Genomic DNA, 25,033 nt, shown 5'->3' on the forward strand with positions numbered 1-25,033 from the left:
GAGCGCCGCCTTGCCCAAGATCTGGAAGCTTGCACAAGCTTTGTGGGAGCGGGTTCACCCGCGAAGAGGCCATCGAGGTCAATCACGGCTGCCGCTTGATTTCAACAAAGCCCAGGTGCCCGCCAGACACCGGCACCGGCCCATTCGCGGGTAAACCCGCTCCCACAGGGATGGCGTCGCACTTGAGATCACGCTGTACCTGTGGGAGCGGGTTCACCCGCGAAGAGGCCCTCAAGGTCAATCACGGCTGCCGCTTGAATCAAACAAAGCCCAAGCGCCCGTCAGACACCCGGCACCGTCTTCCGCCCAACCAGCTGCTGCCTCTCCACCCCATCCAGCAACGCCTCCACCACCGCCTTGGCCGAATCCAGCCCATGGTCATTGCTCAACAACAGATCACGACAGGTCCCCTTGGCCAGCTCCAGTGCCTTGAGATTGGTCGCAAACGCGCCTTTGAGCAGCGTGGACAGATGTACCAGCGCATCTTCGTAGTCCACCCCCGAACGCACGGCAAACAACGGCAGATGGCTGCATTCGCACGTGGAGAAACTGGAGAACGCCGTGGTGGCGCGTACGGGAGGATCGGGTAAGCCTTTTGTCATTGTGTCGCGCCTTGATTCACTGGAGCCGCCACAAATCGCTACCAAACGAGATGGTGACGGCTGTACGCAGGTTGGTAGACCGGGAATCAAGGAAACCGGCGCGCACGGAGGCGCCCTACGCACAGCCGCCATAAAACGAAACAGCCGGGCACAAAAAAGCGCCAACTGTATCGCAGAGCGGGCGCTTGTGATTGATCGCGGGCTACCAAACCCGGCTGCTGGACTTACAGCAGCGGGCAAAGACTACCGGTGTCGGGGAAGCGTTTCAAGCGAAGGGAATGTGCAGTAACACTTCCGTTGCCGCCTCTCACTCATTACCGGCCGGCGAATCAGCAGTGATCACCATGTTGTGTCGCCTGCAACGGCCTCTTCGCGGGTAAACCCGCTCCCACAGGGACGGCGTCGCACTTGAGATCACGCGGTACCTGCGGGAGCGGGCAAGCCCGCGAACACCGGCAAAGCCGGTGCCATCCTCCGCGTCGCCTGTTTCGCGGGCGCGCCCGCTCCCACAAGGACGGCGCTGGCTTCGAGTTGACGCGGTACCTGTGGGAGCGGGTTCACCCGCGAAGAGGCCCTTTTACTTTCCCTCAAATGCTCAGCACTCATGGGGCTGAACATTCAGAAGCCTGTTCACTGGCACCGCTTGCCAATTTATAGAGGCCATCGAACGTGCTTTCGCGCAGTCGCGATGAAATACCAGTGCCATGTACAACCCCGGCGACCCAATCGCTGTCTTCTTCCACAATTCTGAAACCGCTTCCGCTGCTGCCAGACATGGTCGCGCAATTAGGTGTGCTTATACCGGTCGAGTTCACTATGGGTTCCAGCCTTGACACGCATCTTTGCATCTCACCGCCGCTGTAGTTAACGCCGGGGTAACTCCAGATCTCGCCGTTAGGTAATTTTTCCTCCGTTTCCGATATATATGGCTTGCTCGCACCACCAAGCTTGGACTGCAACGACATGCCTTGCTGAGGAAAGACACTGACAATTGCCAGGTCGCTATCTACGCGTGCATAAGCGTCTTCAACCGGAATGTATTTATAATGAACAGGCCAGCGTCCCAAGGGCGTGCGCTGAGACTCTGCTGCTGTGCCATCATAACTTGGTACAAAAAGTGCCATGCCCTTCCAGTTGCATCCCCTCTCGACAACGCAATGCGCGGCAGTAAGCACCAGGTCACCCTTCGGAGCGTCAAGCACCGTGGCCGAGCAGTGCTGGGGCACGCCGTCTGTGGAAACGTAGAACAGAACTCCCGCACGACGACCCAGTTTGTCTGTATGTGCTTGAGTTACTTTGATGAAGCCAAATCTATCCCCGTATTTTGTTAGTACCTCATTGACCGGATTGGCTGGGCCACCGACCGCCGACTCGGCCAATTTCATGTTTTCCGGCGTCCAGTAAGCCAATACGTTCACTTCGTCTTGTTCCGGGCTTCGGATTGGCGCGCAAACACCCACCTCGGCAAACAAAAAAGCAGCAGATGTCACGAAGGTGGTCAGTAAACGCTTCATTTTCGATCCCGAGCCAATTCTGGTTGAAACAGAATTGAATCAGACTCTGTTAAATATGACAGCTGCCAGAAATGTCAGTAGCGACGCAATCCGCAAGCTGCTAAAACGGGTAGAAGCATTTTGTCCCACTCCACGCAAACATCGCCGTAACCTGAATCCGTACGACCATGACCCAGGCCGACCTTGACTTGGCGCTCGGTGGATCAATCTGACCTCCAAGCCCGAGGCCAGCGCTGTCCCTGTAGAAGCGAGTTCACCCGCGAAGAGACCCTCAAGCTCAATCAGGCTGCTGATTCTGGCTCAGGTACTTGTCCACCGTAGCCTGCCCCTCCCCCGCATCCCCCGCCACCTGCCACAGCCGCCGTTCAATCCCCTGCGCCAGCAAATGCCCCACCGCCGCCTCGATCGCCGACAGCACGCACAGCTGCGCCGGTTCGTTGGTGGTGTACCCCACCTCGGCCTCGAGCAGCTTCTTGAACTCGATGAACTTGAACACCCCCGCACTGCGCCCAACCGAATAGATGGTCTTGCTGGTCATCACGTTGGCCAGCACCTGCCCGGTGCGCACGTCCACCGCGCGCAGGTTCACGGTCACCTGGTCGACCCGGTACTCGCGGGAGATGTCTATACCCAGGTAGCGCGCCCCCTCGCCGCCGCTGCGCACGTTGGTGTCGTAGGCAATGATGCCGCCCTCCAGCATCAGGTTGGCGGCCTGCAGCGGTGGCAGCTCGCCCATGATGTTTTCCGGCACGTCGGGCTTTTTCTGCGAAGCACGGATGATCTTGCGCTCGGTCAGCAGGTTCTGCAGGCCTTCACGCTCCAGCACCACGAACCAGCCGCTGGCGTTCAGGGCGTCCATCAGCATGCTTGCCGCGCCCTGGGTGACGCTGGTGGAGAACGAGCTGGCCGGCGTCGGCTTGTACTGCCCGGTCTGGTCGCGGAAGCCATACACCACCGCCATCAACCGGCCCTTGGGCCGTGGCATGTTGATCAGGTCGTAGTAGGTCGAGGCACGCGGGGTCAGGGTCGGGGTTTCCGAATCCTGTTCGGCGGGCATCGGTTCGCGCAGGCCACAACCGTGCAGACCCAGGGCGGTGAGGATCAGCAGCGTGCTCAGCAGACGTTTCATGGTGTTCTCTCCCCAACAAATAGCCTTGCCCCCTCAAGGGTTCAGGCCGCTGACCTCAATGATCGAAACTTCTCCTGTGGCGCGATCGGTGACCTTGATACTCAAGGCCCCGGAATCGTCGATGACGTCGATGAGAAATGCATCGGTCGCCATGCTGCCGGTGTTGCCGTTACTGATGTTGTCCAGCAACTGCGACAACATCCGCGACTCCAGCTGGTTGCTGAAGCGCTCCAGGGCCGTGGTGCCGGTAAAGGCCGAGGAGCGGTCCTTGAGGTCGGGGTCGTCGTAGTCGTTCTGCGCCTGGGCGTTGTTCAGCAACCAGGTGCCATTGAGTGGGTTGCCGCCAAAGGCCGGGTTGACCGGGGTGTACACCAGCTCGGTGGCCTGGGCGGCACATGCGCTGGCAAACAGGCAGGCGGCGATGCAACGGGGTATGTGGTACTTCATAGCTCGTCCCTCTCCAGATCGGTGGTGTCCTGCAGCAGGCGTTGCAACTTGCGTTGGATGATTTGCTGCTTGACCAGGTCGGCTGCTGCAACGGCCTCGTCCTTGAGCTCGGTGATGTTCGGCGGCAGGAAACGGCGGTACACCACCTCACGCTCGAATTCCACGGTGACCAGGCTGCCCCAACGGGCATCCGGGCGTTCGCGCACCACCAGGTTGAAATCAAGCCGGCTGGTGGCGCGCAGGCGGTCGGCGAAGTAGTAGTAAAAGTCGTGGCCGATGTGCGAGATGGTGTTGTCGACGATGAAGCCTTGCATCTCGTCCTCGTCCCCGGCCCTGGCCGAGGTGGCCAGCACTGCCACCAGCAGCAGGCCCAGGCACAGCGCGGCCAGGCGGCTCATGGCGTGTCTCCCGGGCCGGCATGGGTCTGCACGCCACCGGCACTTTCGGTAAAGGCCTGCTCGGCGACGAACTGCCAGTCGCTGTAATGTTCCAGCCCATCGAAACCGCTCCATTCGGCGCTGAAGCCACTGCGCTTGAACGGAGTGGCGTCCGAGCGGCTGTGCACGCCGGTGATGCGGCCATCGATCGAGCGCAGCAGGCCCCAATCGTCACTGTTGGTGATGGGGTCTGGGTACAGCCGGCGAATGTGCCGCCTGGCCTGCGGGAAGCGGTTGTCCTGCAGCAGGTCGGCCAGTTCCTGCGGATACTGGGCCAGCCCCGGCGAGGCGCGGTAGTAGCTGCGCAGGGCCTGGGCATACTGGCTGCCCACCCACAACAGCTGGCGTTCGCGGTCACGCTGGGCGGCACTGGCCCAGAGCGTGCCGGTGGCGGCCAGGGCCACGCTGCTGACCGCAATCAGCAGCAACACGCCCAGGTAGGTGAAGCCGGCGTCGGCCTTACCATTCCGCGAACAGGCTGCCATCGCGCGCCCTCCCTGTGGCACCGCTCTTGATATCGGCCACGCCGCCGGCCACGCCTTCGGGCGGTGGCACCAGCTGCCAGGCATCACTGCGCTCGGTGATCGGGTCTATCGGGGTGTTGCGCAGGTAACGCTGCTCCACCAACTGCTCCAGCGAGTCGGGGTAGTGGCCGGTGTCGCCGTAGTAGTGGTCCAGCGCCTCGCGCAGCACCGCCAGGCTCTGGCGCAGGGTGGCTTCACGGGAGCTTTCCAGGCTGTTGAAGTAGCGCGGCATGGCGATGGTCATCAGCGTGGCGATGATCGCCAGCACCACCAGCAGTTCGATCAGGGTGAAGCCTTTGCTGCGTTTCATGGCTGTCACCATTGCCCGTAGGGGATGTTGTTCAGGCCTTTGCCGCGGGCCTTGGAATACACGTCGAACACGTCTTCGCCTTCGCGCGGGTTGTCGGGGCTGCTGTCGTAGGCGCGCAGCCCCCACCCGCCTTCGTCCTCACCCTTGGCCGCCACCAGCGGGTCGTGCGGGATGCGCCGCAGGAAGTAGAACTTGGCGCCCTTGGCGCTGCGCACATCGCGCACGCCGTCCACCAGCACTTGCAGGTTCGGCGGGTAGCCACTGGCGTCCAGGCGCTTCTCGATGTAGCCGGCATCGAACGCGCGCTTGTAGGCGTCGATGGCGTCGCGAATCTGGTACAGCGCCTCGCGCAGCTGCTGTTCCTTGCCGCGGCGCACCACGGTTTCGGTCAGCGGCGCGGCCATGCTGGCAAGCAGCCCGAGCAGTGCCAGGGTCAGCACCACCTCGATCAGGCTGAAGCCCTGCATGCGGCGCTGCGCGATCATGGCCGCGGGCTCCCTTTGGCCGGGGCGATCGCCATCTGGCTTTCCACCACCGGGGCATCGGTGGCCGGGGCATTGCCAGGCACATCCGCCGGCGGCAACGGCGCCATCTGCCGCACCTGCATGGCCGACTCGGTGCCGGTGGCGAACTCCATGTCCGACGGGCTCTGGTACGGCAGGTTGCGCACGATGCGCGGGGTGATCGCCAGCACCAGCTCCGACTTGCTCATGTCATCCTTGTTGCTGCCGAACAGCCGGCCCAGACCGGGGATGTCGCCAAGGCCCGGGATCTTGTTGCCGCTGGCGTTGTGGTCGTTGCGCACCAGGCCGGCCAGCACCTGGGTTTCGCCATCGTGCAGGCGCAGGGTGGTCTGGGCGTTGCGGGTGTCGACCTGGACCGGGATGGTGCCCTGGCGCGTGGCTTCCAGCGGGGTGGCGTTGCTCACCTCCAGGGCTACCTTGATCGCCACTTCGTTGTTCAGGTGCACGGTGGGCTGCACCTCTAGCTTAAGGCCCACGTCCAGGTAGGTGACGCTTTCGGTGATCACCGGGCCCTGGGTGGACGGCACCGAGGTGGCGCTGATGATCGGTACCCGCTGGCCGATGTGGATGCGCGCCTGCTCACGGTTGCTGACGCGGATTACCGGGCTGGCCAGGGTGTTGATGTCCTTGTCCTGGGCGTTGATCTTGGCCTGCGGCGCCGGCGCGATGCTGATGCGGCTGGAGTCGATGCCCTTGAGCTGGTCGAGCACGCTCACCGGCTGGCCGTCGGAGCTCAGCACGCCGAAGGTGTTGGGCCATTGCAGGCCGAGGTCGAGGATGCGCGAAGTGGCCACTTCCATCACCTCCACTTCCAGCACCACCTCGGGGTTGGACTGGTCCTGCGACTGCAGCAGCTTCTCGGCCATGCGCACGGCATCGGGGGTGTCGCGCATGGTCAGGGTGTTGAGGCGTTCGTCGACGAACACGTCGCGGGTCTTGAGCATGGTCTTGACCATGTTCAGCGCGGTGTTGGAGTCGATGCTGGTCAGGTAGAAGGTGCGCATGACCAGTTCCTGGTAGTCCTTGGTCTTCTGCGGCGAGTCGGGGTAGATCATCAGGGTGTTTTCGTTGACGATCTTCTGCCGCAGCTGGTTCTGCTCCAGCAGCAGCGCCACGGCGTCCTCGATGCGCAACTCGCGCACGAAGATGGTGGCCTTCATGTCCGGGCGCATGTCCTTGTCGAAGATGAAGTTGATGCCGGCGACCTGGGACAGCACCTCGAAGATGCTCTTCAGGTTGGCATCGCGAAACTCCAGGGTCACCGGCCGCTCCAGCTTGCTGCGCAGCTGCGGGAACGGTTGCGCGGTGCGCGCCTGCACGTTCTCGATGTCGCTGCGCAGGGCAATGCCCTTCTGGTTCTGCGGGTCCAGGCGCAGCACTTCGCGCATGTAGCGCTCGGCACCGAACAGGTCGCCCTGGCGCAGCGCCGCCTGGCCCAGCGCCACGCGCTCGTCGAGGGTGCGGATCAGCTCCAGCTGGCGGATGCCTTCCTGGGCGCGGCGGTTGTTCGGCTCCAGGGTCAGCACCCGGCCATAGCCCATGCGGGCGCTGGCGAAGTCGTGGCGGATGCGGTCGGCGTCGGCCTGGGTCAGCAGCGCTTCGACCGCGGCCTGGCGGCTGTGGGCCAGGGCGATGTTCAGCTCGGTGTCACGCGGGTCCTCGCGCAGGGCTTCTTCCAGGCGGGCGATGCCGGCTTCGTACTGGCCCTCCTTCATCAGCTGGTCGCTGTCCTTGCGTACCGCGTTGGAGCCGCAGCCGGCAATGGCCACGCACAGCGCCACTAGCAGGAACGGAGCCGGTTTGCACAGCTTTGACGACTTCATGGAGCGCTCCCTACAGACAAAGTCTGCGACTGATGCAAAGGCAGGTAGACCAGGTGCAGCTCGCTGGCCGATACCCGTTCGAGGCGGTAGGTGTCTTCGATCACGTCGCCCTGGCGCACGACGTAGAGTTTTTCGCCGCTCTGCAGGAAGATCTGCAGGTCGTCGCGGTCGCCGATGCGGCCAATGAACTGGAATGGCAGGGCCGGGGCAGTCGGGGCTGCGGCTACGGCGGGTGCGGTGACCACGGGTTGTTCGGTGACGGTGGCCAGGGCCTGGGGTTTGGTCCATTGCTGGGTTGGGAAGAGATCTCTTGAGGCTTGTTCCGGCCCTTTCGCGGGTAAACCCGCTCCCACAGGGACCGTGGATACCGCCGATTTTGTGGTAGTGGGTTTGCCCGCGAAGGGGGCAACACTGTCTTCCTCGCCGAACCAATGACCCGGGGCCCAGGCCAGCGCCGCGCTCACGCCGAGGAAGCCAACCCAGATGACAGCACGTTGTGTGTTCATCACGACCTCGACAGGTAAAGGGTCATGCGCAGGCGGGCGTTGAGCTCGCTGTCGCCAATGCGTTTGCGTTGCAGCTCCAGGTCCTCCAGCACCAGGGTCGGCAACTGCTTGAGCAGGCCCCTGAGGAAACCGCGAATCTGCGGGTAGCTGCCGCGCACCGGCAGCACGATCTGGTAGCGCGCCAGTTGCGTCCTGGGGTCGATGCCCAGGGCATATTCGCCACGCGCCAGGCTGATATGCTCGGCGCTGGCCAGGTGGTACAGGCGCTCGATCAGCTCGCTGGCCCGGGGCTGCCCCGGCAGTTGCTGGCGCAGGCTGTCGAGGGCCTGCTGCTCGGGCTTGATGGCGATCTTCAGCTCGCCACGCCTGACCCGCTCGACCTGCACGCTGGCGTCCGCTTCGGCGGCGCGCAGTTCGCGCAGGTTCTGCCATTGCGGCACCACCCCACCGCACAGCACGCCAACGGCCAGCAGGCCCACCGCAACCGCAGCCAGGCCGACCGGGCCGACGCGACGCAGGCGTTCCTGGAGGATCAGGCTGTTCAGCGATTCACGGGCGCGCATGGCCGGTCTCCCAGGTGGCGGTGAGGGTGAAGCGCACCGGGTGCTCGGGCTGCGCGGCCAGCACCTCGTGGTTGAGCAGCGACACATCGCTGAGCTCGGCACTGGCTTCCAGGCGCTGGTGGTACTGCAGCATCGCTTCCAGGTTGCGCGCCTCGGCGGTGATGCGCAGCTGGCCTTTGCGCGCGTCGGGGGCCAGGCTGAGCAGCGCCACGTCGTCCTGCGGCTGCGCTTCGAGCATGGCGAACAGCTGCTGCCAGGGCCGTTGCAGCTGCTGCGACACGCTTTGCATCTGCGCCAGGCGCTCGGCCTGTTCGCGGCTGGCGGCGCTGCCCAGCGGTGCGACAGTGGCCGGGCGACGGCCCAGTTGCTGCTCCAGGCTGTGCACGCTGGCCTCCACTTCGACCTGCTCGGCCTGCAAGCTTTGTTGCAGCAGCACCAGGCCGGCGACCATGGCAATCGCCACGGCCAGCAGCGACCAGGCCAACGGGCTGCTGCGCCGGGGCTGGAATTCCAGGTCGAGGCGGCGCATGTCAGGCCACCGCCCGCCACATGGCGCACAGCGGGTCGGCGTCGCTGGCCGGCTGGCACAGCTGCACCGCCGCCAGTTGCGGCACCTCGCCCCGGCCCGGGGCATGCAGGTAGACCCGTGGCAGGTGCTCGCCGTACAGCTCGCAGGTGCGCTCGATCAATGCTTGCAGGGCCTGGTCGCTGTCGGCGCAGCCTTGCGCCAGCACTTGCTGCCAGGCCCCGCCGGCGGCCAGCAGCAGCACGCTGCGGCGCGGTTCGGCCAGGACGAACAGGAAGTCGCCCTGCTCCAGCTGTGCCGAGCAGCGGTTGTAGGCGGCCATCAGGTACGGCTGCACCGAGCGCAGGCTCAGGTGACTTTCCCGGCCCAGCGCCTGCAGCCGCTGCAGCAGGGCTTCGGGCAGCGCCGTGGCGATGCGTGCGGCACCGGCCGGCTCGGGCGACAGCACGATGCGCCAGTCGTCCAGCGGCTGCCCGTAGAGGTTTTCGAAACAGGCCCGGGCGTAGGCGTCCAGTTCGCGCGGGTGGCTGATGGCATCACTCCAGGGCACCAGGCAGAAGCGGCTGTAGCGGGCCGACAGCAGCACCCGCAACTGGGCACCGCGCACGGCATGCTCGGCCAGCAGCGTGGCCAGGGCATCGACGGCGGCCTCCCAGGCCGGTTGGGCGGCATCACAGGTAAAGTCGCGGCTGCCCAGCCATTGGTGGTGATTGGTGTGCCAGCTACCCAGGCCTGCACCTTCGGCGCCGAGTACGGCACTGTATCTGTAAGCGCCACGATCAGATGAATGTGACACGGTTGATCTCCTCGAGAGTGGTACGGCCATCCCGGACCAGGTCCAGGGCCGAGGCCCGCAGCAAGCGCAGGCCGCGCTGGCAGGCGAGGTTCTTGATTTGCGACAGGGGGCGGCGCTCGACGATCATCTGCCGCAGGTCGTCGTCCAGGTGCAGCAGCTCGGCGATGGCGCTGCGGCCGCGGTAGCCACTGCCGCGGCACTGGCCGCAGCCCTGGGCGCGGACGAACTTCCAGCCGGCCACGTTCTCGCGGGTCAGGCCCGCGCCGTACAGGGTGTCGTCGTCGACTTCGCACGGCGTGGCGCAGTGCGGGCAGGCCAGGCGGATCAGGCGCTGGGCCAGCACCGCATTGAGCGCGGAGACGAAGCTGTAGGGGTCGACCTGCATCTGGCTGAAGCGGCCGATCACATCGAACACGTTGTTGGCGTGGATGGTGGTGAACACCAGGTGGCCGGTGAGCGCCGACTGCACGGCGATTTGCGCGGTGTCCGGATCGCGGATTTCACCGACCAGGATCTTGTCCGGGTCGTGGCGCAGGATCGAGCGCAGGCCGCGGGCGAACGTCAGGCCCTTCTTTTCGTTGACCGGGATCTGCAGCACGCCGGGCAGCTGGTATTCGACCGGGTCCTCGATGGTGATGATCTTGTCCACGCCGTGGTTGATCTCGCTGATCATGGCGTACAGGGTGGTGGTCTTGCCGCTGCCGGTGGGGCCGGTGACCAGGATCATGCCGTAGGGTTCGGCGGCCAGCCGGCGCAGGGCGCGCAGGGTTTCCTCGGCAAAGCCCAGGGCCTGCAGCTGAACGCCGCTGACCCGGTCGGACAGGTCCTGCTTGTCGAGCACCCGCAGCACCGCGTCTTCGCCGAAGATGCTGGGCATGATCGATACCCGGAAGTCGATTTGCCGGTCGCCCACGGCAACCTTGAAACGGCCGTCCTGGGGCACGCGTTTTTCGCCGATGTCCAGCTCGGCCATCACCTTGATGCGCGAGATCACCTGGTCGGCGAAGGCGCTGCCGCTGGCCTTGCCGGCGCCGTTTAGCACACCGTCGATGCGGTACTTGATGGTCAGGCCCTGGCCGGTCATGCCCAGGTGGATGTCGCTGGCGTGCAGTTTGAGGGCGTCGTACAGCGTGGAGTTGACCAGCTTGACCACGCGGCTCTGGTCTTCGCTGATGCTGGCCAGCGACAGGCGCTGCAGCGGGTCGCTTTCGCTGCTGGTTTCGGCGTCGTGGTCAAGGGCGTCCACGGCGTGGAAGCTTTCTTCGTGGCGGGCCAGGAAGGTGGCCAGGTCGGCGGCGTGGGCCAGGTACAGCGGTGCGCCTTGCAGCACGTCGTCGATCCAGGCCAGACGGGCGTGGTCGAAGGGGTCGGCGAACACGCCCAGCAGTTGGCCGCCCTGCTCGATCAGCACGAATTCACGCTTCAGGCACATCGCCAGGCTGACCTTGTCGAAGCGTGGGGTGCTCGCCAGCAGCGGGTGGCTGCCCAGCACCGGGTAATGCAGGGTCAGGCCCAGGCGCTGGGTGAAGGTGTCGGGGGTGTCGCCGGCCAGCTGTTCCAGACGGGTGAGCAGGCGTTCGTCGCTGGTTTGCAGGCGGGCCTGGGCCAAGAGGTCGCGGGGGTAGGCAGAATATGCTTTTACCTGTGCCGGCCCTTTCGCGGGTAAACCCGCTCCCACAGGATTTTCGATATCTTCAGGATTGCAGTGCCCCTGTGGGAGCGGGTTTACCCGCGAAGAGGCCGGTGCAGGCGGTGGAGCGTCCTGGGTTGCATCGAATGCTTCTGGCATGGCCTGCGACTCCGCTCAGGGGCGCGTCGCAGGCTGGCTCGGCCAGGGGTGCGGGCGCCGCTATTCCCCTGTGAGCAGTTGATCGTCGTCGGGCCCTGGGGGCTTGGCGCCGTTGCGGCGGCGGTCGGCCAATACCCAGCTTCCATCGTACAACTGCAGGGGGAACGATTCGTTCCTGTTCTGGCGTCGTTCGACGAACCCTTCAGCCGGGTTGTCCGTGGCCCTGCGCCGGCGCTCGATGCCCATCAGGTCGAAGACTGCACGGGCCAGTTCCGCCAACGGGAACGGCTTGAACAGGACATGGCTCACACCCAGTTCGGCGGCCCGCTCACGCACTTCGACGGTGGGGTGGGCGGTAATCAGCACGAAGTGGCACTGCCTGTTCCTGCGTACGGTCTCCAGAACCTGAAAACCCTCCATGTCGGGCAAGCGGTAATCCAGCACGATCACTTGCGGTGCCAGGCTTGCAGCCTGCTCGATACCACTGGCACCGTCGTGGGCAACATGAACTTCCAGGCCTTGCGCCTGCAGGTACGCTTGCAGGTTCTGCGCAAGAGTCTGTTCGTCATCGACTACCAATACTCTGTTCACCAAGGTCGACTCCCAAGAACTGCCCGGTTACCCGGTCTGCGAAGTGCGCCCCTGTACAGGCTTGAGCAGGCTTCGTGCCAGGCGTGAATAGTCATGCTGAATAACCGTAACTCATTGATTTTGCAGGTGCACCGATCAATCCCCGCAACGCGGCGGGCAGGCGCACCGGCCCCGTTCCCCACATGCGGGGAAACTGATGGCACACTGCCATTTCGTAATTCCCCAGCATTGGGGAAACGCCATCAGGGGCCTCAGTCGGCGATCTCCACGGTAGCGGACGCACGCAAACGTTGGCGCACGGACTGGCGCGCCTGCGCCTCCCGCTGCCCGATGAGCGTGGCCCTGGCCAGGACCAGGCCCTGTTCGCGTATGACCGAAGGCTCGTCACTTTGTTGCTGCACTCCTTGCAGGTTCTGCGAATTGGCATCATAGAATGCCTCCACTTCGGCCTCGCTGGGCGCGGCGACCGCGCTGAGCTGGGCGTACACCTGCTGCGCGGCCAGCTCGCGCCGGGTGTACTCATTGTACTGTGCCCTATCGAAGCCCGCTTCCGCCAGCCGCCGCTCAAAAATTGCCGGGCTGCCAAGCGCGGCCTCGATGTCGCCCACATGCGCCGACACCTGCTCGTCGCTGATGGCTATGCCGAGGCGTTGGGCCTCCTGCCACAACAGCTCCTTGTCGATCAGTTCATCCAGTGCCTGATCGCGCAGGCGCTGGTACAGGTTCGGGTTGCGGATGCTGGCCACCGCGCGGCCCTGGGCGTCCAGGTATTCGCTGAAATAGCGCTCCAGGCGCATCGTCTCGATCTCCACACCGTTGACCCGCGCCGCCGGCATATCGGCCCAGCTTGCCTTGGCCAGCACCTGCAACAGGCACAACAACAGAACACGCATGGCAACCTCCGCTCAAGGGCTGTCCGGCAGTGGCCGGTACGGGGTGACCGCGGTAAAGCGCGGCCCGGGCAGGGCCACCGCCACCACATGGGCACCGGCCATGCCCTGGCGGCGACCGGGGCCGAAGCCCAGGGCCGGGGTCAGGCCGGTGGACACATCATGCAGGCCTTCCAGCGCGGCAATCAGCTGCTCGCGGCTGGTGTCACGGCCAGTCTGCTTCAACGCTTCGCTCAACAGGCGCAGGGCGCACAGGGTGTTGACCTGCAACGACGCCTGGCGAGGGTCGAGGCCCTGGCGCTGCTGCAGGCCGGCCAGGGTCGCCAGGCCCTGTTCGGTCCAGTCCTCGGGCACGTAGGGATAAGCCAGGAACACCCGTTGCGACCAGAACTCGGGCAAGCGCGCCACGGCGCCGGTCACCTGGCTGGAGGCGCCAAACAGGTATGGCTGGCGGCCGGCTGACTGCAGCGCCGAAGCCAGTTCGGCAAAGGCCTGGGCACGGCCGAGGAAGACAATGCCCTGCCCGTCCACGGCATGGCCAGCAAAGGCCTGGGCCGCAGGTGTTGCCCAGCCCTGCTGCTGCAGGCGTTCGCGCACCTGTTCGGCCAACGCCGCATGTTCATTGCCGGCATACACCACACGCAGGTCGCCCGCTGCCAGGCCCAGCGCTGCGCGGGCGTGGCCGGCCAGGCTCAGCAATTGCGCGGGCAAGCCGGGCAACGGGTCGAAAATCTGTGGGCTGCCGCCGCTGCGTGGGGTGCTGCCGATCAGCGGTACATTGTGTGGCGCCAGCAAGGTTGCCAGGCGCTGGTCGAGCATGGGTACCAATGGCGCGATCAGGGCGAACACCCGCTCCTGCTCCAGCAACTGCTGCAGTGCCCGTTCGGCGCTCGCCGGGTCGGCGCCCGGGTCGAGCACTACCAGTTCCAGGCGTCGCCCGTGGATGCCACCCTGCTGGTTGAGTTGCGTCAGGCCGTCTTCCAGCACCGCACGCACCACCTGCCCGGCCTCGGCCAGCGGGCCGGATGCCGGCAGCAAGGTGCCCAGGCGCAGCACACCCTCCTCCACGCCGGGGTCGCGCTCCTGGGCCAGGCGCTTGAGGTAGGCCGTGAGGTTGCGCTGGTCGGCCAGGGTCAGCTCGAAGCGTGGCATGGCCGGGTCCAGGCGATTGCCAGCCGGGTCGAGGCCTTGCTGAATGGCCCGGGCCAGGCTGCTGTCGGTGTAGGCCGGATAGCGGCGGCCGTTGACCTCGCGTTCGCCCTGGCCTTGCGCCAGGCGCTGCCAGTCGAGGCTGGGCGGGCGTACCCCCCCTTCGGCGCGGCCGCGGCCATCGTTACCGTGGCAGCTGGCACAGGGCAGCACGCTGGCGGGGACCGTCATGTCACTGGCGCCGACACGGGCTTGCAGCTGTGCGTCGCTGCTGGAGACGCCTTCGCGGTAGAGGTGTTTGCCGGCTTGTTCATGTTCGGTCAGGTCCAGGGCAAAGGCAGAAGAAAAGTGTGCCATGCCGAGCACGAACGCCAACCAGATCGCAAGCCCTGTGGGAGCGGCCTTTGTGGGAGCGGCCTTGCGTCGCGAAAGGGCTGCGCAGCAGCCCCAGCGATAGTTGCACCAACCCAGATAACGGGGAGCGCTGCGCGCTCCTTTCGCGACGCAAGGCCGCTCCCACAAAGACCGCATCCACAAAGTGAGTTCCCAGAGTGGCAGATGCCACAGAGGCCAATGCCGCAGAGATCGCATGATGCTCACCGCCCTGCCAAAGGCAGTGCCAGCAACTGCATGCGCTGGGCAATCGCCGCAGGCGGCGCATCCGGGCGGATCTTGCTCCAGCGCTTGCCGGCCACGTCGCCGGCAATCAGCTGTGTCGAATGCTGCTCGGGGCTGGGCAGGAACTGGCCGATGCGGCCGAGCACCAGGTCGACATTGGCCTTGTCACCCGTCAGGAACAACCAGTTGGGCCCATCCACGCCCTGCTTCTCGGCAAACGCCTTGAGCACCTCGGGGGTGTCGTTGAGCGGGTCGCTGCTGATCGACACGAAGGTCACCTGGCTGGCCACCTGCGGCCCCATGGTCTCGCGCACTTCACGCAACTTGCGGGTAATCAGCGGGCAGGCGTCGGTGCAGTGGGTGAAGATCACGTTGAGCATCACCACCTTGTCCTTGAGCACATCGCTGTAGAAGCGCAGCTCGCGGCCGTTCTGGTCCTTGAGCACAGTGTCGGTGAACCAGGTCTGGGCATCGCGGGTGCCGCCGCCACTGGTCATCGCCTGCGGGGCCGGTTGCGGTTCTGGCGCCTGCGGGGCATGGCCGTCATGGGCGAACGCCACCGAGGCGAGGATCCACAGGCAGCCACCCAGCACCAGCCAGTCAAAACCGCGCATGCCAACGCGGCGGTTGCTTACCTGGCTCATGGTTGCACCTCGTGATGGTCGGCAATGGCCGTGCTCTTGGCATGCACACGGCGGGCGCCGAGGCGGTTGATTTCGTCGATCAGCACTGCCGGGTCGGTGAACCCGTAGTAGCGCGTCCAGTGCCCGGTGCGCCCGTCACCCACCAAAATCAGCGGCGGGTGCTGGCTGAGGTCGGCGCTGAAGCTGCCCAGGCCCTTGAGGGTTTCGCTGATGGCGTACGGCGTGCCGGTCAGCCAGCTCCAACCCGGCCCCTTCTGGAAGGCCTTGGCGTAGTCCTGCAGGCGCTTGGCGTCGTCACGTTGCGGGTCGACGCTGATCGACACCAGATGAATGTCCTGCCCTACCCGGCCACCCAGCTGCTGCTGGACCTTGCCCATGATCGACGACACCACCGGGCACACCGTGGTGCAGCTGGTGTAGATGAAGCCCATGACCACCAGGTGGTCGCCCACCAGGTCTTTTTCCAGGCGTACCGGCATGCCGTCCTGGTTCAGCAGCGAGACATCGGCAAAGCGCACGCTGGCCTTTTCCTGGCGCGCCGCCGGCGGCTGTTCGGCGTGGCCGTTGTGGTCGTGGCCACCATGGGCCTGGGCCAGGTTGCCGGCCAAAGCCAGGCTCAGAGCCAACAGTTTGCAAGCATGCTTGGCGTTCATCGCAGATTCCTCACGTCATTCTCGGAAACGGTGGACGATGCGGCCGGCAGGACGCGCAGGCTGGTGTAGTTTTCCTCGGCGAACTTGCGCCCCAGCGACGGCGACTGCACGTGCAGGTACCAGGCGCCGGCTTCGGGCAGGGTCAGGGCTGCCTGATAGATGCCCTCGCCCACCTCCTCCAGTTGCAGGTTTTGCGGCATCGACGAAGGCGCCAGGAAGTAGCGCAGGCTCAGGTCGCTCAGGCCCAGGCGCGGCTGGCCGTCGTCGCCGACGATGCGCACCCGCGCGGTAACGGCGCTGTGCTGCGACAACGGCCGGTCCAGGCCGATGAACTCGGCGTGGGCGCCCTTGCGCCTGCCGGCATTCGGCGCTGCGGCCACATCGGTGCTGAAGCAGTGGATGATCTGCGGCTGGTTGAGCAGGAAGGCCACGTCGAACTTGCCGGCAGCGGGCATCTTAACCGTCGAGCCGTACACGCCCGGCGCCAGTTCGCGCAGGCTGCGGTCGACGACGATGGCGGCGCGGGCCTGGTGGCCACGGTTGTTGTAGCCGGACATCGGTGCGTTCATGCCTTCGGCGTAGAAATAGGTGGTGTTGTCCACCGGGTTGACCACGAACACCGAATTGTCGTCACGCGACACCGACAGCCCCTGGGCCAGCGGCAGGTCACCGGCCTGGCGTGGCGCCGCCGGGCCGGCCTCGAAGCCCTGGATGATCGGCGAACGCCCTTCGCCCAGGCTGGCCAGGTTGATCATGCTCACCTTCGGCGAAGCCAGGCCGCGCACGTAGGCATAGCCCTTGGTGAAGGTCAGCTGGTACGGTTCGGCCGCCACCGGGATCTGGTGGATCAGCTTGTCGGTACTGGCGTCGATCACCAGGGCCTGGTTCTCCAGGGTGTTGAGCACGATGCCGTAGCGGCCATCGCTGCTGAAGCGCATCGGCCCCAGGCCCTGGGCGGCCTGGACCGTGTGGCGCAGCTGGTGGTTGCGGGCATCGAACACGCGCACGCTGCCCTCCTCGCCATCGACCACGTACACCGCCTGGGACAACGCCGAATAACTGACCGACAGCGGGTGCGGGCCAACCTTGATGGTCTTGGCCAGGCGCATTTCCGGGATGTCGATGACGCTCAGGGTGCCGCTGTCGCGGTTGCTGACATAGGCGTAGCGCGAGTCGGCACTGAAGGCGATTTCGTGGTGCCCGCCGCCGGTATTGAAGGTTTTCAGGGTGTTGCGCCCCGGTACATCGATCACCGTTACCCCGCCCTTGGCCGGATCGCTGCTGTTGTTGCCTACCCACAACCGGTGCTGGTCCGGCTGCAGGGCCACGCGCAGGGGCTGGTCGCCAGCGTTCAGGTCGGCCACGCGGGTGAAGGTTTCGGTGTCGATCACCGAAACCTTGCCGCGCTCCGGGATGGACACGAACACCAGCTTGTCGTCACCGGTGGCCACCCAGTCCATGGGCCGCCCAGGCAGGTCGATGCGGGCCATGGTGCTGGTCACGCCGCCCACCGATACGGTCGGGTCGATCACCGTCAGGCTGGCGTCCTTGTTCATCATCAACAGGAAGTAGCTGTTCAGGTCGAGCAAAGGCCGGGCGCCGATACTGCTTTTGAGGAACAGCGCGACACGGGCCTTGCAGCTCTGGTCGCGGTCGCCCTCCGGGGCCGACTGCGTCGGGTCGATCCACGCCCCTGGGGCCATGCCCGACAGCGGCTGGCCACTGGCCTGGTCGCTGACCTTGAAACGGATGTTGGCGAAGCTGCCCTCCTGCAGCTCGCCCCCCGCCAGCGGCCGGGCCTCGAACTCCACGGTTACGCCGTCGCGGCTGAGCCGGTGCGGGGCCTGCGGGTCGTCAGAGCCCTGCAAATACTCGCGCGGATCGCACCAGAGGCTTTCATAGGCCACGCCCAGGCCGATCAGCACAGCCCCCAGTGCTACCCCCATGTATGCAAGGCGGGTCTTCTTGTTCATGTTCGCGCCCCCATTTACCGTCACTGCGCCGGTGCCGTTGCCGGCGGCGCTTCATTGGTCACCCGCAAGATCCCCCACAGCCCCGAGAGGTTGCCGTAGGCGGCGTAGTCGCGGAACAGGTAGTCGCCCGCCACCGCGTTGGCACCGCCGGCACTGGGCAGCATGAAGCTGAAGTGCGCGGCCGGCAGCACGCTTTCCTGGGCCCCGATGTACATGGCCATCGGGTTGTAGCCGAAGCGCACCGAGCCGATGCCGGGCAGGCTCAGCGGGTAGCCGTCCACGTCGTTCTTCTCGGCCTGGTAGTTGTGCAGCGGCCACAAGTGGCCATCCAGCTGGTAGACCATGCCGCGGCTGCCACCACTGGGCATCACGATATGGTTGCGCACTGGCTGGCCGGGCTTGGCGTACAGCACCGGGGTTTGCGGGTCGCCGCCGACCAGGGCGTTGGCGTAGGCCATGTGGGCGTTGGGCACATCGCCAAAGCCCAGGCCGGCGGCGCGGCCGAAGGGTGAGTCGGGGGCCATGCCGAAGCGCAGCCACAGGGGCTCGGTCTTGTAGTTGACCGCCATGTTGCCGTTGTCCTGCGGGTCGCCAGCGGCGCCGTTGCCTTCGGTATTGATGCCCTCCACCGGGCGGCCGTCGGCCCAGCGCATGTTCAGCGCACGCTGCCAGACCGTGACGAAGTCGCGGTAGTCCGGCTGGCCGGTGACCTTGACCGTAGCCTGGGCCCGTGTTGCGGTGTCCTCGGTCCAGGTGGCGGTCTGCGGCAGGATGCTCATGGCACCCACCAGGCCTTTCTGCGGCTGCTTGATGAAGTCCGACGGGGTCAGGTTGAGGCCGCCGAACTCGATGGCCGTGGTGTTGATGTTGTCCACCGTGCGGCCCAGTTGCGACACCGGCTTGCCTTCACGCTCCAGGTGGCCGGCATAGTACTGGTAGGTACGGGTCGGCCAGGCGCCGCTGGTGCCGGCACGCGGGGCCACGGTCTGCACCGGGTTGAGGCCGACGTTGGCGCCGTCGGACTTGGTGATGTCGTAGGCCAGCAGCTGGGCATGCAGGCCCACGTGACTGGACGGCCGCATCAGGTTGTTGGCAAAGGCGGTGGCACCCTCGCTGTCGAAGCGGTCACGCTTGACCACGTTGTGCATCACCGCAGTGCTGGGCAGGTCCGGCATCACCAGTGGCAGGCGGTTTTCCAGGGTGATGCTGATGCACTCGCCGGCGTTGGCGCGCAGCACCAGCGGCTCCACGGGCACGCCCGCCTTGAGCTTGCCGGTGGTGGCGTCCAGGTCGGCCTTGCGCACGTACAGGATCGCGGTCGGGTCGTGCAGCGGCGCGCTGTGGCCACCGATGGTGAAGGGTTCCCCATCTTCGGGGTCTACCCCACTGACCAGCGGGATGGCGGTCTTGCGGCTGTTGAACACCAGGGTGCCGCCGTTGGCCTTGAGCGGGCCGCCGACATGCTGGCCGACACCGGCCGGGTCGTTGATGCTGACGCCGTTGCGGTTCTCGAGGATGTCGTTGGCCAGTGCCGCGACGATTTCGTAGCTGCGCTTGACCGTGGGGCGGCTGCCGATGCCGTTGGGGTTGGCCGTGGTTTTCGGGCAGATGCCATCGAAGTTCACGGTGTTGCGCATGGCCACCGGCTGCGGGTTGTTGGGCAGCGGGAACAGGTCGGCACGCTGCGCGGTGTAGTTACGCATGATGCCCCAGATGCCGTTCCAGTAGCCCTCCAGGGCCGCATCCAGCGAATACAGGTAGTCACCGTTGGTGGCTGCGGAACTGGAGATCATCGACACCGGTGCCATGAAGCCCAGTTGTTCGGAAATACCGATCATCTGCGATGCCTTCCAGCCCGAGTTGGAGCTGTTGCCGTAGCCGGTGCCGTTCTGCAGCCACTTCACGCCATGCAAGGTGATGTTGTGCTCCTCTTCATGGCCACCGGCGTGCATGCGCAGGCGTACGTTGTCACCGGAGTAGGTGCGCAGCATCGGGGTAAACGGGTCGCCCGGTTCGCTGCCGGCCACGTTGATGTGCGGCGGGAACAGCGTGGTGCCGCCGGTGGGGCCGACCGCCGAGGTGATCGCCGAGGGCGCCAGGTTAAGTGCCGGGATGGCGCGGTCGGTACGGGTTTGCAAGGCGTAGCTCAGGTCGCCGGCCAGGCCGTCGGCCTGCATGCCACGCTTGCCGTCCGGGCCGACCTTGTTCGGGTCGTACACACGCAGGGCCAGGGGCTCGTTGCGGTAGTTGACGACGAACATGCCCGGGTCATCCACCGAGATCGCCTGCGGGCAGGGCCGGCTTGGGCAACCGGGGTTGATGCCGCCGCGTTCCTCGACGATGGCTTCCAGCAGGTTCGACGCCTTGCCGCGCACCGGCGGGTTGATGGCGTAGCGGAAGCTGTCGGCGGTGGCCGGGTACGACTGGGCATTGGGGATGCCGTCCGGCCCGGCGCCGACGTACACACCGGCCTCGTAGGCGTGCTGGAAGTCGCTGTATTCCAGGAAGAACTCGCGGTAGCTGTCGTTCTTGCCGTCGCCATCGTGGTCACCGGTCTGGATCACCGCCTGCCACGAGGTCGGGCCACCGTCCTGGCGCGTGGCCGGGTTGTACAGCTTCTCGCCGGTTTCGGCGTGGTACCAGGTGGAGTTGGCCGGCTCGGCCAATACGGTGGCATACAGCCCAAGCTGCTGGTGGGTCGATGGGCCGAGGTGGTCGTGGGTGAAGATGGTGCCCAGGCCACGGTCGACGTTGTACACGTTCACCAGTGGGTCGGCGAACCAGCGCTGCATGGCCGTGCGTGCGCCCAGCCAGTCGGCCCGGCCGAAGCGGCCGAAGTACGGGTGCTGCCGGGCTTGCGGGCAGGCGGCGGTGCCGTCGCGGCTATCGCCCTGGGTGCAGCCGTTGTAGGCACGAATGGCCTGCACCCGCTCGACCACGCTGCCGGGCGAAAGGATGCCGTCTTCGTAGTTCCAGCCGTTGGCCGAGCCATCGGCGGCGGTCAGGTCCCACTTGGGCAGGTGAATGTGCTGGCCGATCACGTCGGTCGGGGTGCGCACCTGGTAGTCGTCCATCTCATAGATGTTCGGGATCAGGTTGGTGTGCTGGTACATGGTGCAGTCGAAGGTGTTCATGCGCATCACCAGCGGCTCTGGCGGGCGCTGCTTGGTGATCACCGGCCAGGCGTCTTCCCACAGGGCGATGATGCGGGCCTGCGGGAAGTGGTAGCCGACCTTGTTGTACACCGCGTCGAACTGGATGTTGGCGCCCTTGTAGATGCGTGGGCGGTCGGCGGTGAAGGCCGAGGCGCCACGGAAGTTCAGGCCCGACAGGCTCTCGCCGCTGAAGTACTCGCCTACCCCGGAAGACTGGGTCAGGCGTTTGCCCCGGTCATCCATGCACGGCTCGTAGAACGGCGCGCCGGCAGTCGGCAGGGCGCCGTTGGTGCGGAACGCCTTGGCCACCGGCTGGCTGCCGGGGATCAGGGCGAAGCTTGGGTGTTCGGCCAGGGCGTGGAACTGCATGGCCGCCTGCTCGACATCGGTGCCCTCTTCGGGCAGGTAGATCGGCTTGGCCTTGTGTACCACCTTGGTGAAATCGAGCTTGGTGGTGGTGGTTTCGGCCTCGCCGCCGGCGGATACGCCGTCCAGCGCATGGCGCCCCAGGCCGCCATCCCAGCCATCGACCTGGTTCGGGTCGAGGTTGGCCCACAGTGCCTTGCCGCTTTCCTTGAGCTGGCGTGCCATGGCCGGGTCGAGCATGTCCAGTGGCGGGGTTGGTGGGCGGTTGCCCACACTGCTTTCCATGCCGCCGATCCAGAACGGATAGCCAGGGTTTTTCAAGGTGCCGTCGGCGTTGCGGTTGGCGTCGCTGCGGTCGACCAGCGCCAGCGAGCCGATGGCCTTGCGAACGGGCGCCTGGTTGGCTGGCTCCTCATCCTCTTCTTCCTCGGGCTCGTCGTCGTCATCATTGGCGGCAACCAGCGCTTCGGACAGCTTCGGTACCACCACCACCTTGCCTGGCATGGGAGCCATGGCCTTGCCAGGTAGCGGCACGATGGCCGGGATCGGCGTGCCGGCAACGATCTCGCCATCGGGCAGGGCCCGGGCGCCAACCGCCGGCTTGCCGCTGCGCAGGGCGAACGGGGTGCTGTGGAAGCCGTTCTCGCCCTGCCCGCTCACCTCGAGGCGGGTGCCTTCCTCGAACACGTCGTGCACCCGCCACATGGCCCACATGCCCTGGGCGAAGTGCGGGTAGAAGTGGCAATGGTAGATGGCATCGCCCGCCACCCGGTTGCGGTTGCCCGAACCGCCGTTGGCGATTTCGTAGGTGTAGCCGACCCCCGCGCCGATGCCCTGGGCATCGATGTAGTCGGAATTGTCGTCATTGGGGTTGAACAGCCACTGGTGGCCGTGCAGGTGGAAGATGTGCTGCTCATGGCCGTTGTGGGTGTTGCGGAACTTGGTGAAGTCACCGATGTAGCTGTGGTGCACGTTGGCCGGTTCCGCCGGGAACAGGGCCATGCTGGCCTTGACCCCGACAGCGCTGGCCGGTGGTACCTCGCCAGGGCGGATGTGCTCCAGGCCGACGTTGGCCGGCACGTCCACCAAGGTACCGACGTCACCGACAGTGTGCGCACTGAGGAAGAACTCCTCATAGGCGCACGACAGGCAGTCATGCATCGGCCCCACGCCCAGGCGGTTGGCCACCACTTCGGCGCCCATGCCACCGGAACCGTAGTTGATCATGAACGAGTCGCGGGTGGGTTCCAGTACGTGGCCCATCACCGGGTCCGCCCAGTAGCCAGGGAACGCCTGGGTGCCGGCAACCTCGTCGGCGAACTGCGAGGCGAAGTCACGGAACGCCTCCAGGCGGTTGGGCAACGCCGGGTTGCGCTTGCCCAGGCTTTCCAGCGGATAGGTGGATTTGGGGAAGCTGCCATCGGGGTTGGGGCCCATGACGATGGCATCGGTTTCGCTGTTGATGATCTGGTTGCCGTCGACCATGGCAATGATCGGCTTGCCAGCCTTGCCTTCGGCGATCCAGGGCTGCATTTGTGGGTAGCGGGCTTCGTAGTCGATCACCGGCTGGCCGGTGGCGGTACGGCCGGTGGTGGCCAGGCGCATTTCTTCTTCGGTGAGGGTATTGCGGTAGGTGCGGCCGAGTTTGGGCACCACCACTACCTGGCCGAACAGGCCGTTGGCAACGTTACCCGCAGTGCCCTCGCCGCCGAAGGTGGCGGCTTTGCTGGTAGCGGCGAAAGCGCCTTCGCGTTCGGCGTACAAGGTATAGCTGCGCGTGCTGCCAGGGCTGACGAAGAAGTTGCCGTTACGCCCGGTGTAGGCAGAAATGTCGGCGATGCTGTTGACCGCCTGCATGCCATTGACCTGGAAGCCGACCATGCGCTCGGCCACCTGCTCGTCGGCGACGAAGCCTTCGGCGGCTTCGTTTTCGAGCTCCGGCCCCTCCTCTTCGCCCTCAGCCTCTTCGGCCTCGATGCCGTGCTTGTTGGGGTTGGCCTTGTAGTCGAGCAGGTTGGTCAGGTTGACGGTAAGGCATTCACCGGCGGCCACCCGCAGCACGATGGGCCGCGGGCGCTTGTCCGGGCGCAGGGTGACCTTGCCCGGTACTGCCGCCCCGCCGCTGCTGAGGGGGACCATCTTGTCGTCCACCACATCCTCGCGCAGGGCGAACATCATGCCGTTGGCGTTTTGCGCGCCAAGGCGGTTGAACATCAGTGGCTGGTCCAGCGCCACCACGTTGGCGACCAGGGTGCGCTGGCACTGCACGGCGGCTTCGCTGGTCGACTCCCAGCCGAGCAAGGCCAGAACGAGTGATGACAGGATGGGGCCTTTGAGTGGCATAGACATGCTGCACCTCCGGGACACAGGATCTCTGCGTGGAGCTGGAGCAAGGTGTATGCCAGGAGCGGATTGCTTTTGTTTTCAGTTGGTTGCAGCGGCAAACGAAACAGATTGGGGAGGATTCCCCAGCGGTTTTCCCCGAAACGGGGGGTGGGTTGCAGGTGTTCGTCACAAGATTTTCAGCGCCTGTAAGACATTTCTGAACATAAATCCAAATACTTCAGAAACGACCCGCTTGGGAATTATCCTACGCGCGCTGCCGAACTATCGCTGTTGTCGGGGAAACACCTCACGGATAACGTTTTCGGGTCGCTTTGGTGACCGGGCATGAGAACCCGACAGATAAGCTAGCAGCACCTCTATGGTGGCCGTACGTGGGCGGGCTTTCGCCTGGCCGGGTCTTTGCTAGCTTCTTCTCGGCTTTCTCACACCCGCGTACGGCTGCCACCTTCAATCCATGAGAAAGATTCCGGTGGTAGTTCCATTCCTCTAGAAGCTGGAATTACATAATGAAAAAGCTCGTCCCCGACCCACCCGTCAAACTGACGTCCCGCCCCTTCTACACCATCAACCAGGACATGCCCTCGGTTGAAGCTCTGATCCACACCCTTCAGCTGATGTCTGGCATCGAAGACACGCTGGACGAATTCATCTGCGCCAACGCCGGCGAGCCCGGCATCAATATGTTGGTCAATGCGGTACATCATGTTCAGATGACCAAGGCCCTGACAGAGTTGCTGTTCCACCGACAGGCCGGGGATATCACCTGGCATTGAAGTAGAGTCGACTGGCCTCATCGCCGGCAAGCCAGCTCCCACAGGTACAGCATTGCTCTCGAGGTTATCGCTGTACCTGTGGGAGCGGCCTTGTGTCGCGAAAGGGCCGCAACGCGGCCCCAGGGTTGATGCGCAACAGTTGAAATTGCTGGGGCTGCTTTGCAGCCCTTTCGCGACACAAGGCCGCTCCCACACAAATCGCGCCACCTTTTGGAATTTGAGCAAGACAGTTGCTCCCAGGTACAGCGCATGGCTTGAAACCGATGCGGTCGGTGTAGGAGCGGCCTTGATCTGGTCAAGTAATTTTGGACACCGGTTAAGGTTCATGCCGCTGCCTTGAGCTTTTCCTCCATGGCTACTGGCGTTTCATAGCCGTTGTAGCTGT

At 65.2% G+C, this 25,033-nt stretch carries 22 protein-coding genes; 1 reads left to right on the forward strand and 21 read right to left on the reverse strand.

Features of this window, described 5'->3' with window-relative positions:
* Nucleotides 1-281 precede the first annotated feature (281 nt).
* The 21 genes from CAG46_RS11625 to mnxG all read right to left on the reverse strand — a co-directional run bounded on the left by CAG46_RS11625 (nucleotide 282) and on the right by mnxG (nucleotide 23,878).
* Entirely contained in the window at nucleotides 282-518 is a 237-nt protein-coding gene (locus tag CAG46_RS11625; protein ID WP_015270586.1) for a hypothetical protein, read from the reverse strand.
* A gap of 686 nt (nucleotides 519-1,204) precedes the next feature.
* The gene (locus CAG46_RS28085; RefSeq protein ID WP_143493404.1) at nucleotides 1,205-2,116 is read right to left on the reverse strand and encodes a serine protease; all 912 of its coding nucleotides are present in this window, start codon (nucleotides 2,114-2,116) and stop codon (nucleotides 1,205-1,207) included.
* A 277-nt stretch (nucleotides 2,117-2,393) separates the two neighbouring features.
* The gene (locus tag CAG46_RS11635) at nucleotides 2,394-3,245 is read right to left on the reverse strand and encodes a CsgG/HfaB family protein (RefSeq protein WP_085615427.1); all 852 of its coding nucleotides are present in this window, start codon (nucleotides 3,243-3,245) and stop codon (nucleotides 2,394-2,396) included.
* Between the two features lie 33 nt (nucleotides 3,246-3,278).
* Entirely contained in the window at nucleotides 3,279-3,692 is a 414-nt protein-coding gene (locus CAG46_RS11640) for a curli assembly protein CsgF (protein ID WP_085615425.1), read from the reverse strand.
* Nucleotides 3,689-4,090, reverse strand: coding sequence for a curli production assembly/transport protein CsgE (gene csgE, locus CAG46_RS11645; RefSeq protein WP_085615422.1), 402 nt, complete (start codon nucleotides 4,088-4,090; stop codon nucleotides 3,689-3,691). The genes CAG46_RS11640 and csgE overlap by 4 nt, the downstream gene beginning before the upstream one ends.
* Nucleotides 4,087-4,614: a type II secretion system protein gene (locus CAG46_RS11650; RefSeq protein WP_013972856.1), complete on the reverse strand. Its 528-nt coding sequence runs from the start codon at nucleotides 4,612-4,614 to the stop codon at nucleotides 4,087-4,089. Before CAG46_RS11650 ends, csgE begins: the two co-directional genes overlap by 4 nt.
* Nucleotides 4,589-4,963 (reverse strand): type II secretion system protein, encoded by a 375-nt coding sequence (locus CAG46_RS11655; RefSeq protein ID WP_024087221.1) that lies wholly within the window; start codon nucleotides 4,961-4,963, stop codon nucleotides 4,589-4,591. The genes CAG46_RS11650 and CAG46_RS11655 overlap by 26 nt, the downstream gene beginning before the upstream one ends.
* 5 nt (nucleotides 4,964-4,968) lie before the next feature.
* Nucleotides 4,969-5,448: a type II secretion system protein gene (locus CAG46_RS11660; protein ID WP_015270589.1), complete on the reverse strand. Its 480-nt coding sequence runs from the start codon at nucleotides 5,446-5,448 to the stop codon at nucleotides 4,969-4,971.
* A complete protein-coding gene (locus tag CAG46_RS11665) occupies nucleotides 5,445-7,310 on the reverse strand; it encodes a secretin N-terminal domain-containing protein (RefSeq protein ID WP_085615420.1) in 1,866 nt (621 codons plus the stop codon). The genes CAG46_RS11660 and CAG46_RS11665 overlap by 4 nt, the downstream gene beginning before the upstream one ends.
* Complete coding sequence (locus CAG46_RS11670) at nucleotides 7,307-7,816, reverse strand: hypothetical protein (RefSeq protein ID WP_085615418.1); 510 nt, start codon at nucleotides 7,814-7,816, stop codon at nucleotides 7,307-7,309. The genes CAG46_RS11665 and CAG46_RS11670 overlap by 4 nt, the downstream gene beginning before the upstream one ends.
* A complete protein-coding gene (locus tag CAG46_RS11675) occupies nucleotides 7,816-8,379 on the reverse strand; it encodes a GspMb/PilO family protein (protein ID WP_085615416.1) in 564 nt (187 codons plus the stop codon). Before CAG46_RS11675 ends, CAG46_RS11670 begins: the two co-directional genes overlap by 1 nt.
* A complete protein-coding gene (locus CAG46_RS11680; RefSeq protein ID WP_085615414.1) occupies nucleotides 8,366-8,908 on the reverse strand; it encodes a PilN domain-containing protein in 543 nt (180 codons plus the stop codon). Before CAG46_RS11680 ends, CAG46_RS11675 begins: the two co-directional genes overlap by 14 nt.
* A gap of 1 nt (nucleotide 8,909) precedes the next feature.
* Nucleotides 8,910-9,701, reverse strand: coding sequence for a hypothetical protein (locus CAG46_RS11685; RefSeq protein WP_085615412.1), 792 nt, complete (start codon nucleotides 9,699-9,701; stop codon nucleotides 8,910-8,912).
* Nucleotides 9,685-11,490, reverse strand: a complete 1,806-nt coding sequence (locus CAG46_RS11690; RefSeq protein WP_256575077.1) for a GspE/PulE family protein — start codon at nucleotides 11,488-11,490, stop codon at nucleotides 9,685-9,687. The genes CAG46_RS11685 and CAG46_RS11690 overlap by 17 nt, the downstream gene beginning before the upstream one ends.
* A 60-nt stretch (nucleotides 11,491-11,550) precedes the next feature.
* Nucleotides 11,551-12,084 (reverse strand): response regulator, encoded by a 534-nt coding sequence (locus tag CAG46_RS11695; protein WP_178080698.1) that lies wholly within the window; start codon nucleotides 12,082-12,084, stop codon nucleotides 11,551-11,553.
* A gap of 248 nt (nucleotides 12,085-12,332) precedes the next feature.
* Entirely contained in the window at nucleotides 12,333-12,974 is a 642-nt protein-coding gene (locus CAG46_RS11700) for a SurA N-terminal domain-containing protein (protein ID WP_085615407.1), read from the reverse strand.
* A 12-nt stretch (nucleotides 12,975-12,986) separates the two neighbouring features.
* A complete protein-coding gene (locus CAG46_RS11705) occupies nucleotides 12,987-14,477 on the reverse strand; it encodes an ABC transporter substrate-binding protein (protein WP_178080699.1) in 1,491 nt (496 codons plus the stop codon).
* A gap of 239 nt (nucleotides 14,478-14,716) precedes the next feature.
* Nucleotides 14,717-15,382 carry an SCO family protein gene (locus CAG46_RS11710; protein ID WP_085615405.1) on the reverse strand — a complete coding sequence of 222 codons (666 nt, stop codon included), beginning with the start codon at nucleotides 15,380-15,382 and terminating at the stop codon, nucleotides 14,717-14,719.
* Complete coding sequence (locus CAG46_RS11715) at nucleotides 15,379-16,035, reverse strand: SCO family protein (RefSeq protein ID WP_085615403.1); 657 nt, start codon at nucleotides 16,033-16,035, stop codon at nucleotides 15,379-15,381. Before CAG46_RS11715 ends, CAG46_RS11710 begins: the two co-directional genes overlap by 4 nt.
* Nucleotides 16,032-18,008 carry a cytochrome D1 domain-containing protein gene (locus CAG46_RS11720; RefSeq protein ID WP_085615401.1) on the reverse strand — a complete coding sequence of 659 codons (1,977 nt, stop codon included), beginning with the start codon at nucleotides 18,006-18,008 and terminating at the stop codon, nucleotides 16,032-16,034. Before CAG46_RS11720 ends, CAG46_RS11715 begins: the two co-directional genes overlap by 4 nt.
* A 20-nt stretch (nucleotides 18,009-18,028) precedes the next feature.
* Nucleotides 18,029-23,878, reverse strand: coding sequence for a manganese-oxidizing multicopper oxidase MnxG (gene mnxG, locus CAG46_RS11725; protein WP_085615399.1), 5,850 nt, complete (start codon nucleotides 23,876-23,878; stop codon nucleotides 18,029-18,031).
* A 503-nt stretch (nucleotides 23,879-24,381) separates the two neighbouring features.
* On the opposite strand from mnxG, the gene CAG46_RS11730 reads away from it, so the two are divergent.
* Nucleotides 24,382-24,648: a hypothetical protein gene (locus CAG46_RS11730; RefSeq protein ID WP_085615397.1), complete on the forward strand. Its 267-nt coding sequence runs from the start codon at nucleotides 24,382-24,384 to the stop codon at nucleotides 24,646-24,648.
* Nucleotides 24,649-25,033 lie beyond the last annotated feature (385 nt).

Source organism: Pseudomonas sp. B23(2017), assembly GCF_002113725.1.
Taxonomy (GTDB): Bacteria; Pseudomonadota; Gammaproteobacteria; order Pseudomonadales; family Pseudomonadaceae; genus Aquipseudomonas; species Aquipseudomonas putida_Z.